The organism is Pseudomonas sp. SK3(2021), from assembly GCF_016772375.1.
GTDB lineage: Bacteria > Pseudomonadota > Gammaproteobacteria > Pseudomonadales > Pseudomonadaceae > Aquipseudomonas > Aquipseudomonas chlororaphis_I.
This window is the reverse complement of the sequence record NZ_CP061943.1, coordinates 3,931,368-3,948,301: the sequence shown is the minus strand read 5'-3', so window position 1 is coordinate 3,948,301 and position 16,934 is coordinate 3,931,368. Positions and strand designations below refer to the sequence as shown.

12 protein-coding genes are annotated in these 16,934 nt (G+C 65.3%); 7 read left to right on the top strand and 5 right to left on the bottom strand.

Translation table 11 applies throughout. The features are described 5' to 3' along the window. The first annotated feature begins 119 nt into the window (after nt 1-119). Both macA and IF690_RS17470 read left to right on the top strand, forming a co-directional pair. Nucleotides 120-1,268: a macrolide transporter subunit MacA gene (macA, locus tag IF690_RS17475; RefSeq protein WP_202696677.1), complete on the top strand. Its 1,149-nt coding sequence runs from the start codon at nt 120-122 to the stop codon at nt 1,266-1,268. Between the two features lie 2 nt (nt 1,269-1,270). Then, complete coding sequence (locus tag IF690_RS17470; RefSeq protein ID WP_202696676.1) at nt 1,271-3,265, top strand: MacB family efflux pump subunit; 1,995 nt, start codon at nt 1,271-1,273, stop codon at nt 3,263-3,265. A gap of 307 nt (nt 3,266-3,572) precedes the next feature. On the opposite strand, the gene IF690_RS17465 is transcribed toward IF690_RS17470, so the two are convergent. The 3 genes from IF690_RS17465 to mhpT all read right to left on the bottom strand — a co-directional run bounded on the left by IF690_RS17465 (nt 3,573) and on the right by mhpT (nt 7,921). Beyond that, on the bottom strand, nt 3,573-4,310 hold the full coding sequence (locus IF690_RS17465) for a helix-turn-helix transcriptional regulator (protein ID WP_202696675.1): 738 nt from the start codon (nt 4,308-4,310) through the stop codon (nt 3,573-3,575). A 393-nt stretch (nt 4,311-4,703) separates the two neighbouring features. Beyond that, nucleotides 4,704-6,443 carry a dipeptidase gene (locus tag IF690_RS17460; protein WP_202696674.1) on the bottom strand — a complete coding sequence of 580 codons (1,740 nt, stop codon included), beginning with the start codon at nt 6,441-6,443 and terminating at the stop codon, nt 4,704-4,706. A gap of 242 nt (nt 6,444-6,685) precedes the next feature. Continuing rightward, nucleotides 6,686-7,921 carry a 3-(3-hydroxy-phenyl)propionate transporter MhpT gene (gene mhpT, locus IF690_RS17455; protein ID WP_202696673.1) on the bottom strand — a complete coding sequence of 412 codons (1,236 nt, stop codon included), beginning with the start codon at nt 7,919-7,921 and terminating at the stop codon, nt 6,686-6,688. A gap of 329 nt (nt 7,922-8,250) precedes the next feature. Here mhpT and IF690_RS17450 point away from each other — a divergent pair, with 329 nt between their 5' ends. Continuing rightward, entirely contained in the window at nt 8,251-9,561 is a 1,311-nt protein-coding gene (locus tag IF690_RS17450) for an OprD family porin (RefSeq protein WP_202696672.1), read from the top strand. 204 nt (nt 9,562-9,765) lie between these two features. Here IF690_RS17450 and IF690_RS17445 read toward each other — a convergent pair whose 3' ends face one another. Continuing rightward, complete coding sequence (locus IF690_RS17445; RefSeq protein ID WP_202696671.1) at nt 9,766-10,254, bottom strand: MarR family winged helix-turn-helix transcriptional regulator; 489 nt, start codon at nt 10,252-10,254, stop codon at nt 9,766-9,768. Nucleotides 10,255-10,468: 214 nt separating this feature from the next. On the opposite strand from IF690_RS17445, the gene IF690_RS17440 reads away from it, so the two are divergent. The 4 genes from IF690_RS17440 (at nt 10,469) to souR (ending at nt 16,259) form a co-directional block, all read left to right on the top strand. Further along, nucleotides 10,469-11,299 carry a p-hydroxycinnamoyl CoA hydratase/lyase gene (locus IF690_RS17440; protein WP_202696670.1) on the top strand — a complete coding sequence of 277 codons (831 nt, stop codon included), beginning with the start codon at nt 10,469-10,471 and terminating at the stop codon, nt 11,297-11,299. A gap of 108 nt (nt 11,300-11,407) precedes the next feature. Beyond that, a complete protein-coding gene (locus IF690_RS17435; protein WP_202696669.1) occupies nt 11,408-12,856 on the top strand; it encodes an aldehyde dehydrogenase in 1,449 nt (482 codons plus the stop codon). Nucleotides 12,857-12,954: 98 nt separating this feature from the next. Then, entirely contained in the window at nt 12,955-14,838 is a 1,884-nt protein-coding gene (locus tag IF690_RS17430) for a feruloyl-CoA synthase (RefSeq protein ID WP_202696668.1), read from the top strand. 404 nt (nt 14,839-15,242) lie between these two features. Next, nucleotides 15,243-16,259: a transcriptional regulator SouR gene (gene souR / locus IF690_RS17425; protein WP_202696667.1), complete on the top strand. Its 1,017-nt coding sequence runs from the start codon at nt 15,243-15,245 to the stop codon at nt 16,257-16,259. A gap of 74 nt (nt 16,260-16,333) precedes the next feature. On the opposite strand, the gene IF690_RS17420 is transcribed toward souR, so the two are convergent. After that, nucleotides 16,334-16,717 carry a c-type cytochrome gene (locus IF690_RS17420; protein ID WP_202696666.1) on the bottom strand — a complete coding sequence of 128 codons (384 nt, stop codon included), beginning with the start codon at nt 16,715-16,717 and terminating at the stop codon, nt 16,334-16,336. Nucleotides 16,718-16,934 lie beyond the last annotated feature (217 nt).

Here is a 16,934-nt window from a genome sequence, read left to right as displayed (position 1 = left end):
CACGGCTGGCTGAACCCGCTGGGTTTATCGGGAAGCACCGCTCATGACGGCAATAGGGTGCTTCGCACAGTGAGGCCCGGCAGCCGCCGGGTTCACCCTCAACGGATGTGTGGTCACCTATGGAAAAGTCGAAGTTTCGCAAAATCGCTATGGGGTTGGCGCTGGCCGTGGTCGCCGGTTTGATTTTCTACGCGGTGCGGGCGCCGGCGGAGCCCCCGCAATACCTGACCGCCGAGGTCGAGCGCGGCGATATCGAGAACGCGGTGCTGGCCTCGGGGCTGCTCGAAGGCATCAAGCAGGTGGATGTCGGCGCCCAGGTCTCCGGGCAGTTGAAGTCGCTCAAGGTCAAGCTCGGCGACAAGGTGAAGAAGGGCCAGTGGCTGGCGGAAATCGACCCGCTGGTGCTGCGCAACACCTTGCGCCAGGCCCAGGTCGACGAGGAAAACCTGCAGGCGCAGCGGCGCGCCACCCTTGCCCAGCTCAAGGAAACCCAGTCGATCTACGAGCGCTACCAGGGCTTGCAGGAAGACGCGGCGATTTCCAAGCAAGAGTTCGAGACCGCCACGGCCAACTATGAGGTGCAGCGCGCCAACCTGATGAGCCTCGATGCGCAGATCAAGAACGCGCATATCCAGATCGACACCGCCAAGGTCAACCTGGCCTATACGCGCATCGTCGCGCCCATCGACGGCGACGTGGTGGGCATCGTCACCCAGGAAGGCCAGACCGTGATCGCCAACCAGCTGGCGCCGGTGCTGCTCAAGCTGGCCGACCTCGACACCATGACCGTCAAGGCCCAGGTCTCGGAGGCCGACGTGATCCATATCAGCCCCGGCCAGGAGGTGTACTTCACCATTCTCGGCGAGGACCGGCGCTACTACGGCAAGTTGCGCGGCACCGAACCTGCGCCGCAGAACTTCCTCGACACCCAGCCCGCCGGCACGCCGAAACAGACCACCGCGGTGTTCTACAACGCGCTGTTCGATGTGCCCAACCCCGATCATCGCCTGCGGATCTCCATGACCGCCCAGGTGCGCATCGTGCTCGACACCGCCAAGGATGTGCTGACGGTGCCGGTGGCCGCGCTGGGCCCGCGCAACAACGACGGCAGCTTCCCGGTGCGGGTCCTCGATGCCAAGGGCCAGGCCCGGCAGCACAACGTGCAGACCGGCATCAACAACAACGTCAAGGTGCAGATCAAGGACGGCCTGGCCGAAGGCGACCGGGTGGTGATCGGCGATCCGCTGCCGGCCGTGGCGGGGGCCTGACCATGACTCAGTCTCAACCCCGGGCCTGGTCTCAAGCCCAGACCCGGCCCCTGTTGGAACTCAAAGGCATCAGCCGCAGTTTCATGGCCGGCGAGCGCGAGTTCATGGCCCTCAAGCACATCGACCTGAGGATTGACGCCGGCGAGATGGTGGCGATCACCGGCGCCTCGGGCTCCGGCAAGTCGACCCTGATGAACATCCTCGGCTGCCTCGACTACGCCACCGGCGGCAGCTACCGGGTCAACGGCCAGGAAACCCGCGACCTCGACGACCAGGCCCTGGCGGAACTGCGTCGTGACTACTTCGGTTTCATCTTCCAGCGTTATCACCTGTTGCCGCACCTGAGCGCCCTGCACAACGTCGAGATGCCGGCGATCTATGCCGGCACCGCCGAGGCCAGGCGCCACGGCCGGGCCCGCGAGTTGCTGGCGCGCCTGGGCCTGACCGGGCACCTGGGCCACCGGCCGAGCCAGTTGTCCGGCGGCCAGCAGCAGCGGGTGAGTATCGCCCGGGCCTTGATGAACGGCGGCGAAGTGATACTCGCCGACGAACCCACCGGCGCCCTGGACACCGCCAGCGGCAAGGAGGTGATGAATATCCTGCTGGAGCTGCATGCCCTCGGGCACACGGTGATCATCGTCACCCACGACCCCAAGGTCGCGGCCCATGCCGAGCGGATCATCGAGGTGCGCGACGGCGAGATCCTCAGCGACCAGGCCAATGTCCGTGAAGGCGCCCAGCCGCCCAGCGAGCCGCCGGTAGCCCTCGAGGGCAATGGCGCGCGGCGCCTGGTGGCCAGCCTGGGGCTGTTCCGCGAGGCCTTCAACATGGCCTGGGTGGCGCTGATTTCCCATCGCATGCGCACCTTGCTGACCATGCTCGGCATTGTCATCGGCATCACCTCGGTGGTGTCGATCTCGGCCATCGGCGAGGGCGCCAAGCGTTATGTGCTCAAGGACATCCAGGCCATCGGCAGCAACACCATCGATATCTATTCCGGCACCAGCTTCGGCGACAGCCGGGCGACGGCCATCGAGACCCTGGTGCCGGCCGATGTCGCGGCCCTCAACCAGCTGTATTACGTCGACAGCGCGACCCCGGTGGTGGGGCGCAACATGTTGCTGCGCTACCGCAACATCGACCTCGACGCCCAGGTCAACGGCGTCAGCAACCAGTACTTCCAGGTGCGCGGGCTGAAGCTGGCGGCCGGCATCGCCTTCAGCGAAAGCGACGCCCGGCGCCAGGCCCAGGTGGTGGTCATCGACCACAACGCCCGCCACCGCCTGTTCGGCCCCGGGGAGGATCCCCTGGGCCAGGTGATCCTGGTGGGCAACCTGCCGTGCACGGTGATCGGGGTGACCGCCGAGAACAAGAACATGTTCGCCGCGAGCAAGGCGCTGAATGTCTGGGTGCCTTATGAGACCGCGGCCGGGCGCCTGCTCGGCCAGCGCTACCTGGACAGCATCACGGTGCGGATCAAGGACGGCCAGCCGAGCAAGGTGGTGGAGGACAACGTCACCAGGCTGATGCTGCAACGCCACGGCACCAAGGACTTCTTCACCAACAACCTCGACAGCATCATGCAGACGGTGCAGAAGACCAGCCGCTCCCTGGCGCTGCTGCTGTCGCTGATCGCGGTGATTTCCCTGGTGGTCGGCGGCATCGGCGTGATGAACATCATGCTGGTGTCGGTCACCGAACGCACCCGCGAGATCGGCATCCGCATGGCGGTGGGGGCGCGCCAGTCGGACATCCGCCAGCAGTTCCTGGTGGAGGCGGTGATGGTCTGCCTGATCGGCGGGATGATCGGCATCTCCCTGTCCTACGCCATCGGCTACCTGTTCTCGCTGTTCGTCAAGGAATGGGAAATGGTCTTTTCCATGGGCTCGATCGTCACCGCGTTCGCCTGCTCGACCCTGATCGGCATCGTCTTCGGCTTCGTGCCGGCGCGCAACGCCGCGCGGCTGGACCCCATCGAGGCCCTGGCGCGGGACTGAAAGTACGGCGCCTGCCGGGCAGTCGCGGCAGGTCCGCTCGATGGGCGCGCCCCGCTCATGCACGACCGAGCGGGGCGACTCCTGGTTGTTGCACCGGCTGTTCCCCTGGCCTCTGTCCCAGTCCTGGACAACCGGCTCGGGCCTGGAGGATCAGAGGATGGTGCTAGTGGCCTGTACGGTTGATTCGGCTACTCAAATTCGAGTGCCAGGGCTTGCCAGGCAAGGCGCCATGACGAGTCGTAGCCCGCTACGGCGAGGAATGGCAACGCAGCCTGGCGAGCACTGGCGCCGAAGTTGAGTGCACGAATTAGCCACACAGGCCACTAGGGCCTGGGGTGGCCGTGGCCTCGTCCGGAGAGTACATCCAGCGCAGTAGCGAGTGGCGTCCGCTGATCCCCATCTTGATCGCTGCCCGCTTGAGGTAGCTCTCGACGGTGTGCACCTTGAGTTTCAATTGCCCGGCCAGTTCGGGGGCGGTGCGCCCGGCGAGCAGGCCGACGCAGACCTGCATTTCCCGGTTCGACAGCTTCAGCCCCGACTGCCGCAGGCGGGCGGCGAAGCGCAGGCGCAGGGTTTCCAGGCCCTGGTGTTCCAGGCTGGCGGCGGCTTCGGGGTCGTCCCCGGTGGCGTTGTGCGGCTGCAGCGCCGCCAGGTGTTTTTCCACCATGGGCAGCAGCAGCGGGGAAAAGTCCTGCAGGAGCGTGCGTTCCTGGTGCGAGAAGCTCTGTGACTGGCAGGAGCGGTACACCGAGATCACGTAGCGGTAATCGTCCTTGTGGCTGGTCAGGTGCAATTGCGCGGCGGTCTCGGCAGGGCGTGCCGTGAAGGCCTGGCCGGACGGGCCGAGCATGGAGCCGCTGTAGATCTCGTCGCGGGCGGTTCTGGGCTGCGATTGACCCTCTGAATACACACGCATCTGGGTGATATGCGTGGCGTCCACCGCCAGTTGGGTGCGTATCAGGTCATGCAGCATGCGCGGAAAACTGCGACTGCCGGTGCTGGCGATGACCTTGCCAATGTGTGGGAACAGTACTTGTGAGTTCATCATTTCATCCATGAGTTTCACGTTGCGCGACACTTGCCTTGGTAAGCGACGAGCGCGGCGAGACGATGTTTAGAGCGTCACGCTGGACCCGGCGCCGTTTCGTATCCTAGTACAGGGTTGCGGTGGCGGTTTGATGAACCGCGGCAAAAAAGCCCGAGGCAGAGTGCTTTCCCCCTCGCGGCGCGGGTGCCGATCCATCGCACGGCCGCCGGTTGCCGAGTTTATCCTGTTGATTAGTGTCAAAGTGCCACTTTTTGTGTGGCATGAGCGGATGGATCACCGAACGCCTGTCCGATTGCCTATCAGGTCGCGGGTGGGAAATCGAAGGCCGCCCATGACGGCGCGGCCCGATCGGCACGAGTGGACCCGCCGGGTCGGCGGGTCCGAAAGGGCTCAGAGTTTCGGCAGCTGGCCGATGCGGCCGAACATCTCGGTGACGATCTGCAGGTCTAGCTGGAACTGCTCGACGGTCTTGAACTCGTTGTCGTTGTGGCCGGTGTACTTGACCTCGGGACGGGCCAGGCCGAATTGCACGCCGTTGGGCAGCTCATGCACCGAGGTGGCGCCGGCGGAGGTGCCGAATTTGTGCTGCATGCCCAGGTTCTCGCTGGCCACCGCCAACAGCGCCTTGACCCATTCACCCTCGGGGTTGCGGTACATAGGCTCGGCGATCTTGTAGTCGAAGTTCACCGCGACCTGGTTTTTCTTGCTCCAGGCGGCCAGCTTGTCGGCGATCTGCTTCTTCAACACCTCCGGGGTCTTGCCCTTGGGCACGCGCAGGTTGACCGCCAGCTTGAAGGCCTTTTCGTCCTGGCCGACATAGGTCAGGGAGGTGGTCAGCGGGCCCATGAAGTCATCGGCGAAACCGACCCCCAGCGTGTTGCCCAGGTAGTCCAGGCCCCAGTTGTCGGCGGCATAGCGGGCCGCGTCGGTGATGTGGTTGTGCTTGAGCGCGACCTTGCCGTCGAGGCTGTTGATGAAGTCGAGCATGCGCGCCACCGGGTTGACCCCGGACTCGGGCTCGGAGGAGTGGGCGGACACGCCGGTGACCGTCAGCTTGACGTCCTTGCCTTCGACCTTGGCGTCCACGCTGAAGTCGCCGCCATGGGCCTTGGCGTACTCGCTGCCGGCTTTCTGCAGGCTGGCGGCCAGTTCGGCGGGCTGGTCGGTCACCAGGGTGGCGACCGAGGCGCCCGGGATCTGGTTGGTGGCCAGGCCGCCGGTCATCGAGACGATTTGTGCGCCTTTGCCTTCGGCGGTACGCCGCGGGAAGCTGGCCATGACCGTGCCGTAGCCCTTCTCGGCGATCACCACCGGGTAGCCGCCATCCAGCGCCAGGTTGTAGTTGGGCGTCGGGTTGCGTTCGAAGTAGTAGGGGATGGCGTCGCCGCTGGTTTCCTCGGTGGTGTCCACCAGCAGCTTGAAGTTGCGTGCCAGCGGCAACTGCTCTTCCTTGATGATCTTCATGGCGTACAGGGCCACGACTATGCCGTTCTTGTCGTCCTCGGTGCCGCGGCCATACATGCGGTCGCCGACCAGGGTGACCTTGAACGGGTCGAGCCTGGTGCCGTCCTCCAGCACCCAGTTCTCCGGCGTCACCGGCACCACGTCGGCGTGGGCGTGGATGCCCACCACTTCTTTGCCGCTGCCTTCCAGGGAGATCTCGTAGACGCGGTTGTCGATGTTGCGAAAGTTCAGGTCGAAGGCCTTGGCCAGGGCCTGGATCTTGTCGGCGATCCTGATGAACTCGGGGTTCTCGTGCTGGGGCACGCCGTCGACGCGCACGGTGGGGATGGCCACCAGTTCGCGCAGGGTCTCGGTGGCGGCCTTGCCGTACTTCACCCGCGCATAGAGACCGAGCAGGCGATGGATCTCGTTCTGCTGCTCGGCGGAAAGCGCCTTGTTGTCGAGGAAGGCCTTGATGGCCGGGCCGAGGTTGGCGCTCTGGGCCAGCTCGCTCTTGCCCAGGGTGCCGAGGAACTGGCGGAAGTCCTTGACCGATGCATCGGCGAAGCTCTTGAGGATTGCCGCGTTCTGCTGCGGGGTGATGTTGGCGTGGGCGGTGGTGGTGAAGGCTGACAGGCTGGCCAGCACCAGGGTGGCCGCGGCCAGTTGCTTGAGGGAGAAATCCATTGCGGGAGGCGTTCCTTGCAGATTGTTAGGAAATATCTGACCTCCCACGCTAACACCACGGAGGATTGCTACGGGAGCCCCCGAAGTGGGATCTGTCGCACAGAAATGCAAAAGCGGCGCAGAAACGAAAAAGCCCGGGAGGGGCAGTCCTGGGCGTTCCGCGCGGGCGGGGTGCTGTTACAGCCTGGGCAAGCGCGCCGCGGCGGCGGTCAACCAGGCTGATGTCCAGCTGGGGCAAGGGGTCAGGGTTTGGGGGCGGCCGGGTTCGCCGCTGCCAACCCGGGTTCGACCTGCGACGCCGGGCGGGCGATCACGCTGATGATGCTCAAGGCGGCAATCACCAGGCCCGGCGAGGTCGCCAGCAAGACCCCGCTGGTGCCGGCGCCCGCTGCGAGGATCTGCCCGGCGGCCAGGGGGCCGGCCACCGATCCCAGGCGGCCGATGGCCACCGCGGCACCGACGCCGGTGGCGCGCACCAGGGTCGGGTACGAGGGCGGGGCCAGGGCGTACAGCACCAGTTGCGCGGCCATCACGAACAGTCCCGCGGCGAACCCGGCGCAGGCCATCGGCAGCAGGCCCGCCGACAGGCCGACCCCGGCCAGCGCCGCGAGCAATCCTGTGTAGACCAACAGCACGACCTTGATGCCGTTGCAGCGATCCAGCAGCAGGCCGCCGAGCAGCGAGCCGAGGGCGCCGCCAATGTTGAACAGCATCTGCACCAGCCCGGCCTGGGGTTTGCTGAAGCCTTGCTCCAGCAGCAACGACGGCAGCCAGTTGAGCAGCATGTACATCACCGTCAGGGTGAAGAAATAGCTCAGCCACAAGGCCAGGGTGGTGCGTGCCCGACCTTCGCCGAACAGCGCTTGGCCGGTGGAGAGGCGGGGCAGGCCGGGGTTGGCCTGGTGTTGGCGAAAGGCGCTGGACTCGGGCAGCAGCAGGAGCATCAGCGGCACCACCAGCAGCGGCACCAGGCCGCCGACGACAAAGGTCGCCTGCCAATGGTCGGTGAACAGCATGGCCACCAGCGCCGCCAGGGCGCCACCCAGGGGCACCCCGGCGTACATGATGCTGATGGCGGTGCCACGGCGTTGCTCGCCCGCGGCCTCGGCGCACAGGGCGATCAGGTTGGGCAGGGCGGCGCCCAGGCCCAGGCCGGTCATGAAGCGCGCCAGCAGCAGGCCCGAGAGGCTGGCGACATAGGCGGTGGCGAGGGAGAACAGGCCGAACAGCAGCACGGCGCCGATAAGGATTTTCTTGCGGCCGATGCGATCGGCGATCCAGCCGCCGAAGAAGGCCCCGGGTAGCAGGCCGACGATCCCGGCGCTGAACACCCAGCCCAGCATTCTCGGGTCCAGGGCGAAGCTCTGGCGCAGGCCCGCGGCGGCGGTGCCGGCGGCTTGCAGGTCGAAGCCTTCGATCAGGGCAACGATAAAACACAGGGCGATGGTCAGCGTCGTGCGACGCGATGGAGTGTCCATGGCAAACCTCATTGTTGTTTTTGTTGGGGCGGACGCAGCGCAACCCGCCTGTTCGCTCATGCGTTGGCAGGCGAAATTAAGATTAACAAAGATAACTAAAAAATGAAGGGTGGCCGAATTGGCCTTAAAGATCGATTTAGTTTTATGTAAATCAATGACTTGTTGGTCTTATCCGGCGTTATTTAGAAAATAGATAAGAATATTAATGTTCGATTATCGGTCAATGTGGATTGACGCCAGCCCCTGGCTGTTTCCATTCTCTGGCCGTGGGCGCCTGCCATGGCCGGCGATCCCGATCCGCAAAACAACAACAATAAGTGGACTCGAACATGCCGAACCTCTCACGCAACGCCCTCGCGGCGACGCTGGCCCTACCTGTCCGTCTGTGCTGCCTGGCCTTCTCGGGGCTGGGCGTAGTGGCCGCCCCGGCGCAGGCCGCGGGCTTTATCGACGACAGCCACGGCACCCTGACCCTGCGCAATTACTACCTCGACCGCGACTACAAGGACGACGGCGCGAAAACCGCGGCCCGGGAATGGGCCCAGGGGGCGATCCTCAACCTGGAGTCGGGCTTTACCCCGGGGACCCTCGGCTTCGGCCTGGACGCCCGCGGGCTGATGGGCATCAAGCTCGACTCGGCGCCGCACCGCAGCGGCACCGAACTGCTGCCGGTGTCGGCCAGCGACAAGCGCGCGGCGGACGAATATTCGCGCCTGGCGCTGACCGCCAAGCTGCGCCTGGCCCAGACCAGCGTGAAGAGCGGCGATGTGTCGATCTTCCTGCCGTTCGCCTTTGCCAGCCCGTCGCGGCTGCTGCCGCAGACCTTTCGCGGCACCACCCTCAGCTCCAAGGACATCGACGGCCTGACCCTCAACACCGGTTATATAGACCGCATCAACAAGCGCGACTCCACCGACTATCAGGCGCTGAGCATCGCCTCGCCGAACCGGCGCTTCAACGGCGCGGCCACCTCGTCGCACATGGCTTACCTGGGGGGCGACTACCAGGTCGATCCGGACCTCAGCCTGCGCGCCTACCACGCCGAAGTGGCGGACCTCTACCAGCAGGACACCCTGGCCCTGCTGCATAACCTCAAGCTCGGGGACGGGGTGCTGAGCAGCGACCTGCGCAGTTTCTTCAGCCGCGAAGACGGCAGCGCCAAGGCCGGCCAGGTGGACAACCGCAACCTCTCGGCGCTGTTCGCCTATCGCTGGGGCGGGCATCGATTGAGCCTGGGCTACATGCATGCCAGTGGCGACACGGCGACGCCTTATCTGTCGGGCACCGAGTTGATGGGCATGAGCGAACTGACCATGAGTTCCGATTTTCTCAACGCCCGGGAACGCACCTGGCAGGCCATCTACGACTACGATTTCGCCGCCGCCGGGCTGCCCGGGCTGAAGAGCCGCCTGCGCTACGTGCGCGGCGACCATATCGAGCTGGCGGCGCTGAATGCCGAGGGCCGCAAGGAGCGGGAGTTCCAGATGGAGCTGGGGTACGTGATCCAGGGCGGGCCGCTGAAGAACCTCGGGCTGCTGGCGCGCAAGTCGATCTACCGCAACGATTTCCCCGCCGGCGCGGCGTTCCGCGATGAAAACCAGACCCGCTTCCTGGTGCTCTACACGCTGCCGATCTGGTGACGCCAGCCGCCGCGCCACCGGTCCTGTAGCCGCTGCCGAGCCCGCGAGGCCGCGATCGGCAACGCAGTTGCCGCAAAACCTGCCTCCGCGATCTGTCTGAATGAAGGCGTTCGCCGGGTTGCGACGGCTGCGTCGGAATGCCGCCCACGCCGATCGCAGCCTGCGGCAGCGGCTACAGGGATCGCATGGATCGCAGGCTGGCGGCTACTGCTGGTAGACCTTTTTCAGCAGCCTGAGCAGTTCTTCGCGTTCCTGGTCGTCGAGGGAGGCGGTGGCGTCCCGGTCGCTCTTGGCGGCGATCAGCTTCAGTTCCTTGAGCAGGGTCTCGCCGGTCTTGCTGAGGAAGATCCCGTAGGAGCGCTTGTCCGGTTTGCAGCGCACCCGCACTGCCAGCGCCCGCTCTTCCAGCTTGTTCAGCAACGGCACCACCTGCGGCGGCTCGATGGCCAGCGCCCGGGCCAGGTCGGCCTGCATCAGCCCGGGATGCTGCTCGATGATCGCCAGGGCCGAGAACTGCGCTGGCCGCAGGTCGTGGCTCGACAGGCGGCCAATCAGGTTCTGGAACAGTTTCAGTTGCGCCCGGCGCATGGCGTAACCGATCAGGTCGTCCAGGGCGGAGTCCAGGGGCGCCTGGGTTTCGCTGTCGGCGACGGGGGCCTCGGCGGCGGCTATCTTGTTGGACGACTTGGCCATTGCAGGGGAAATCCTCGGGCTGGCGGTTAAGAAGGCTATCTAGTTTGCCGGGGTTGGCCGTGGATAGCCATGGCCGCTGGCAGATGTCTTGGCGCTTGAAGCGCTCCGGGTGCCTGGCAAGTCTTGGTTAATTTTATTAATAGTTAATTGACATAACTAATTCGGCGGTTTAGTTTTTGCCCATCTCAAGCCAAGAACAAAGAGAGCAATCGCCATGAGCAACTACGAAGGTCGCTGGACAACCGTCAAGGTCGAGATCGCAGAGGGGATCGCCTGGGTCATCCTCAACCGCCCGGAAAAACGCAACGCCATGAGCCCGACCCTGAACCGCGAGATGGTCGACGTGCTGGAGACGCTGGAGCAGGACCCGGCCGCCGGCGTGCTGGTGTTGACTGGCGCGGGCGAAGCCTGGACCGCGGGCATGGACCTCAAGGAATACTTTCGCGAAGTGGACGCCGGCCCGGAGATCCTCCAGGAAAAAATCCGCCGCGAAGCCTCGCAATGGCAATGGAAACTGCTGCGCATGTACGCCAAGCCGACCATCGCCATGGTCAACGGCTGGTGCTTCGGCGGCGGCTTCAGCCCATTGGTGGCCTGCGACCTGGCGATCTGCGCCGATGAAGCGACCTTCGGCCTCTCGGAAATCAACTGGGGCATCCCGCCGGGCAACCTGGTGAGCAAGGCCATGGCCGACACCGTGGGCCATCGCCAGTCGCTGTACTACATCATGACCGGCAAGACCTTCGGCGGGCAGAAAGCCGCCGAGATGGGCCTGGTCAACGAGAGTGTGCCGCTTGCGCAACTGCGCGAAACCACCGTCGAGCTGGCGCGCAACCTGCTGGAGAAGAACCCGGTGGTGCTGCGGGCCGCCAAGCACGGCTTCAAGCGCTGCCGCGAGCTGACCTGGGAGCAGAACGAGGATTACCTGTACGCCAAGCTCGACCAGTCGCGCCTGCTGGACACCGAAGGCGGCCGCGAGCAGGGCATGAAGCAGTTCCTCGACGACAAGAGCATCAAGCCCGGCCTGCAGGCTTACAAGCGCTGATGGAAAACCGGCGGGCGGCAGCGTCCGCCAGCTGTTCGGCGCAGCGCCCGGGCGCCGGCGTGAACCGCCCCACTGTATTCCCGATAAAGACAATAAAGAGGAATCACCATGCTGGACGTGCCCCTGTTGATCGGCGGCCAGTCGTGCCCCGCCCGCGACGGTCGAACCTTCGAACGGCGTAACCCGGTGACCGGCGCAGTCGTCTCGCGCGTCGCCGCCGCCACCCTGGAAGACGCGGACGCCGCCGTGGCCGCGGCCCAGGCGGCATTCCCGGCCTGGGCGGCGCTGGCGCCCAATGAACGGCGCAGCCGCCTGCTGCGCGCGGCCGGGCTATTGCAGGCCCGCAGCGCGGAGTTCATCGCCGCGGCCGGCGAGACCGGGGCCATGGCCAACTGGTACGGCTTCAACGTGCAACTGGCGGCGAATATCCTGCGCGAGGCTGCGTCCATGACCACCCAGATCAATGGCGAGGTCATCCCCTCCGACGTGCCCGGCAGCTTCGCCATGGCCCTGCGCCAGCCGTGCGGCGTGGTGCTGGGCATCGCGCCATGGAACGCCCCGGTGATCCTCGCCACCCGTGCCATCGCCATGCCGCTGGCCTGCGGCAACAGCGTGGTGCTCAAGGCATCCGAGCTGAGCCCGGCGGTGCATCGGCTGATCGGCCAGGTGCTGCAGGAGGCCGGACTCGGTGACGGGGTGGTGAATGTCATCAGCAACGCCCCCGAGGATGCCCCGGCCATTGTCGAGCGGCTGATCGCCAACCCGGCGGTGCGCCGGGTCAACTTCACCGGCTCGACCCGGGTCGGGCGCATGGTCGGCGAGCTTGCGGCGCGGTACCTCAAGCCGGCGCTGCTGGAGCTGGGCGGCAAGGCGCCGCTGCTGGTGCTGGCGGATGCCGACCTGGATGCCGCGGTGCAGGCCGCGGCCTTTGGCGCCTACTTCAACCAGGGGCAGATCTGCATGTCCACCGAGCGCCTGATCGTCGATGCCCGGGTGGCCGAGGACTTTGTCGCCAGGCTGGCGGCGAAGATCGCCAGCTTGCCGGCGGGCGACCCGCAGGCCGCGGATTCGGTGCTCGGTTCGCTGGTGGACGCCAGTGCCGGCGCGCGCATCAAGGGGCTGATCGACGATGCCCTGGCCCAGGGTGCGACCCTGGTTGCCGGTGGCCAATTGGCGGGCAGCATTCTGCAGCCGACCTTGCTCGACGGCGTCACCGAGGCCATGCGCCTGTACCGCGAAGAGTCCTTCGGGCCGGTGGCGGTGGTGCTGCGTGGCGAGGGCGACGAAGCACTGCTGCGCCTGGCCAACGACTCCGAATTCGGCCTGTCGGCGGCGATCTTCAGCCGCGACACCGGGCGCGCCCTGGCCCTGGCGCAACGGCTCGAGTCGGGCATCTGCCATATCAATGGCCCGACCGTGCACGACGAGGCGCAGATGCCGTTTGGCGGGGTCAAGGCCAGCGGCTACGGCAGCTTTGGCGGCAAGGCGGCCATCGAGCAGTTCACCCAGTTGCGCTGGATTACCCTGCAGAACGGTCCACGGCATTACCCGATCTGAACGCCGGCATCCGGACCCAACAATCACCAGGCCCCAGCCCCTGGCTGCCAGGTCCCCGGCGAGTCCGCCGGCGATGGGCCTTGATGGAGGACAAACACGTGAATTCCGAATTCAGATCGCCAGCGCCGAATGCGACCGACGCGCTGCCTTATCGCCAGGTGACCATCGCGCAGCCCGCGGTCGAGGTCAGCGAAGAGCAGGGCATCCTGCACATGCGTTCCCTGGAACCCCTGGCCGAGCTGCCGAGGCGCTTGCTCGACCGCCTGGTGCATTGGGCCTGGGTGCGCCCGCAGCAGACCTTTGTCGCCGCGCGCCAGGACGGCGGCGACTGGCGCCGGGTGAGTTACGCCCAGATGCTGGCCAGCGTACGCGCCATCGCCCAGAGCCTGCTGGGTTATGGCCTGTCGGCCGAGAGGCCGCTGGTGCTGCTTTCCGGCAACGATATCGAGCACCTGCAACTGGCCCTGGGGGCGATGTACGCCGGCATTCCCTATTGCCCGGTATCGCCGGCCTATTCGCTGTTGTCCCAGGATTTCGCCAAGTTGCGGCATGTCTGCGACCTGATGCAGCCCGGGCTGGTGTTCGTCAGCGATGGCGCGGCTTTCCAGCGGGCGATCGATGCCGTGCTGCCGGGCGACACGCCGCTGATCGTGGTGCGTGGCACCGTGGCGGGTCGGCCGCAGCGCGATTTTGCCAGCCTGTTGCAACACCCCGGCGACGCCGAAGCCGAAGCGGCGTTCGCCGCCACCGGCCCGGACAGCATCGCCAAGTTTCTCTTCACCTCGGGCTCGACCAAGCTGCCCAAGGCGGTGGTCACCACCCAGCGCATGCTCTGCGCCAACCAGCAGATGCTGTTGCAGACCTTCCCGGTGTTCGGCGAGGAGCCCCCGGTACTGGTGGACTGGTTGCCGTGGAACCACACCTTCGGCGGCAGCCACAACCTCGGCATCGTGCTCTACAACGGCGGCACCTTTTACCTGGACGACGGCAAGCCGACGGCCCAGGGCTTTGCCGAGACCCTGCGCAACCTCAAGGAAATCGCCCCCACCGCCTACCTGACGGTGCCCAAGGGCTGGGAAGAACTGGTCAATGCCCTGGAGCAGGACGGCGAGTTGCGCGAGCGTTTCTTCTCACGCATGAAGCTGTTCTTTTTCGCAGCGGCCGGCCTGTCCCAGAGGGTCTGGGACCGCCTCGACCGGGTGGCCGAAGCCCATTGCGGCGAACGCATCCGCATGATGGTCGGGCTCGGCATGACCGAGGCTTCGCCGTCCTGCACCTTCACCACCGGGCCCTTGTCCATGGCCGGTTATATCGGCCTGCCAGCCCCGGGGTGCGAGGTGCGCCTGGTGCCGGTGGACGGCAAGCTGGAAGGGCGTTTTCGCGGGCCGCACATCATGCCGGGCTATTGGCGCGCACCGCAGCAGACCGCCGAAGCGTTCGACGAGCAGGGTTTCTACTGCTCCGGCGATGCGCTGAAGCTGGTCGACGCCGCCGATCCGCAACGGGGCCTGATGTTCGACGGGCGCATCGCCGAGGACTTCAAGCTCGGTTCCGGGGTGTTCGTCAGCGTCGGCCCGTTGCGCAATCGCGCGGTGCTCGAAGGCTCGCCCTATGTGCAGGACCTGGTGGTGACCGCGCCGGACCGCGAGTGCCTGGGGGCGCTGGTGTTTCCGCGGCTGTACGAATGCCGGCGGCTGGCCGGCTTGCCCGCGAATGCCAGCGACGCCGAGGTCCTGGCCAGCGCGCCGGTGCGGCGTTGGTTCGGCGATTGGCTGCAACGGCTCAACCGCGACGCCAGCGGCAATGCCAGCCGCCTGGAGTGGATCGCGCTGCTCGACGAACCGGCCTCCATCGACCGTGGGGAAATCACCGACAAGGGCTCGATCAACCAGCGCGCGGTGCTGCAGTGGCGGGCCGCCAAGGTCGAGGCGCTGTATCGCGGCGAGGAGCCTTCGATCTTGCGCGCCGAGCCTGGCTTGTGAGTGTCATGGCCACCTGAGGGGGTGCACTGTCGCCAGTGCCGTGGCCACGGCACTGGGCATCCCCCGCAAGCGCTTCGCCAGCGCCGCCGAGATCGCCGCCGTAGGCAAGAGTCCTTCGGCGGGCTCTGGCGCATCGTCATGCGGAACACGTTCACCTATGACCCGAGCATCCAGGTGACGCCACAGCGGGGCGCCACGGTTGCCGCGCTGAATGTGTGCTTTCCCGAGTCGCAATCCACGCCCCTGGCATTCAGCTGAACCGGCTTCTAGCCAGCGACTTTTTTCTATAGCCTACGGCACCGGTTCGCCCGAGCGGTGGTGGGGCGCGCGAGCAGGGATTTTTTTGGATGCCGGGATTCGACATACACTGAATCTGCGTTCGTTAAGTGAAGGGGCGAGGGCGTATGGCGGTTGAACGACGGGATTTCAGTGGCGGCATGAAGGGCAAGAACCTGCGCTATCTGGAAGAGCTGCGGCTGGCGCCCACGGCCCATACCCGGGCAGGTTTCCTGCTGCTCGAACACTTCTCGCTGCCGGCCTTCACCCAGGCCCTGGATACCATCGTCACCGCCAACCTGCTACGTCCCACCTTGTTCTCGACCACGACCTTTGGCTTGCAGGACGGCGAAGTCACCAGCGACCTCGGGCTGGTGATCCGCCCCGATGCGCGCCTGAGCGCTCCAGCGCTCAAGGCTCTCGACCTGCTGGTGATCTGCGGCGGCTACCGCACGGAGCTCAAGGCCGATCACGAGCTGATCAGCCTGCTCAAGACCGCCGCCGAGCTGGGCATCGCCCTGGCCGGGCTGTGGAACGGGGCCTGGTTCCTCGGCGTCTCGGGGTTGCTGGAGGGTTACCGCTGCGCGATCCACCCGGAACACCGCCCCGCGCTGGCGGAGATTTCCAAGGTCACCCATGTCACCAGCGAGGCCTTTGTGGTGGACCGCGACCGGCTCACGGCGTCCAGTCCCGCCGGCGCCTTCCATATGGCCCTGGAGTGGATCAAGGGGTTGTATGGCAAGGCGCTGGTCGAGGGCATCGAGGACATTCTGTCGTTCGAGGAATCCCGCTATCGGCGCATCAAGCCGACCCTGCATGTCTCGCTGAGCGCGCCCTTGCGCGAAGTGGTCAAGCTGATGGACGCCAACCTCGAAGAGCCGCTGCAAATGGAGCAACTGGCGGAGTATGCCGGGCGTTCCCGGCGGCAGATCGAGCGCCTGTTCAAGGAGCAGTTGGGCACCACCCCGCAACGCTATTACCTGGAGTTGCGCATCACCGAGGCGCGCCGGTTGCTGCAACACACCGAGCTGTCCCAGGTCGAGGTGCTGGTGGCCTGCGGCTTCGTGTCGCCGAGCCATTTCAGCAAGTGCTACAGCTCGTATTTCGGCTACCGCCCCTCGAAGGAAAAGCGCCTGGTGAAATGACCGCGGGCGATTCACTCGGCGGCCAAGTGGGTGGTTATATCGCCCCTCTCATGTTTCATCGGCTTTTCGCTGAATTATCGATTTTTTGAAATCACGCCACTCATATAGTGATTCAAGTCGCGCAGGTCCTTAATGCTCCAAGCGTGCGGCGGTATCTTTACACCATTCTCTTGCAACGTTCTTGGAATCAAGTCTCCATTTGGACGAAGTATGACCGATGAAACAATAACACCCGGATAATCATTGAGTCGTTTCTTGAAGGCAGGCGTCGTAAGGTCGGGCGTTGGCGGATTGCTTTTATCAGCCAATGGCCCGGTTCCCTTGATATCGGCTCCGTGACACACGGCACATCGCTGTGAATAGAGATTTTTCCCGTTGGCATTATCGGCGACGGACAGTGAGGTTTGAATCGAAGATAGAATGCCTAGCGACGCGATGAGTAATGTTTTGACTTTCACTTTCCATGTGGCCTTGTTGTATGAGTCAGATATGCAGCGAGGGCTAATCCTGGAGGCGCCACTGCAACATGACGGTTATTGGAAGCCCGTCATTCTCCTGCGGCCCCCCCTTGCTGGCAAGGATCGCCGAGGGGCTGATGGGCAATCTCGGCTAAAGTACGACAGCCCGCCTATTGCACTGGCTGGATACGGGCGACTGGGCTCGCCGGGCTTTCCC

What these genes read in the sequence shown, in the direction of transcription:
- IF690_RS17470 (WP_202696676.1), top strand. Translation starts at nt 1,271, where the DNA reads ATGACTCAGTCTCAACCCCGGGCCTGGTCTCAAGCCCAGACCCGGCCC.
- IF690_RS17460 (WP_202696674.1), bottom strand. Translation starts at nt 6,443, where the DNA reads ATGGATTTCTCCCTCAAGCAACTGGCCGCGGCCACCCTGGTGCTGGCC.
- IF690_RS17465 (WP_202696675.1), bottom strand. Translation starts at nt 4,310, where the DNA reads ATGAACTCACAAGTACTGTTCCCACACATTGGCAAGGTCATCGCCAGC.
- macA (WP_202696677.1), top strand. Translation starts at nt 120, where the DNA reads ATGGAAAAGTCGAAGTTTCGCAAAATCGCTATGGGGTTGGCGCTGGCC.
- IF690_RS17435 (WP_202696669.1), top strand. Translation starts at nt 11,408, where the DNA reads ATGCTGGACGTGCCCCTGTTGATCGGCGGCCAGTCGTGCCCCGCCCGC.
- IF690_RS17440 (WP_202696670.1), top strand. Translation starts at nt 10,469, where the DNA reads ATGAGCAACTACGAAGGTCGCTGGACAACCGTCAAGGTCGAGATCGCA.
- IF690_RS17445 (WP_202696671.1), bottom strand. Translation starts at nt 10,254, where the DNA reads ATGGCCAAGTCGTCCAACAAGATAGCCGCCGCCGAGGCCCCCGTCGCC.
- mhpT (WP_202696673.1), bottom strand. Translation starts at nt 7,921, where the DNA reads ATGGACACTCCATCGCGTCGCACGACGCTGACCATCGCCCTGTGTTTT.
- souR (WP_202696667.1), top strand. Translation starts at nt 15,243, where the DNA reads ATGGCGGTTGAACGACGGGATTTCAGTGGCGGCATGAAGGGCAAGAAC.
- IF690_RS17450 (WP_202696672.1), top strand. Translation starts at nt 8,251, where the DNA reads ATGCCGAACCTCTCACGCAACGCCCTCGCGGCGACGCTGGCCCTACCT.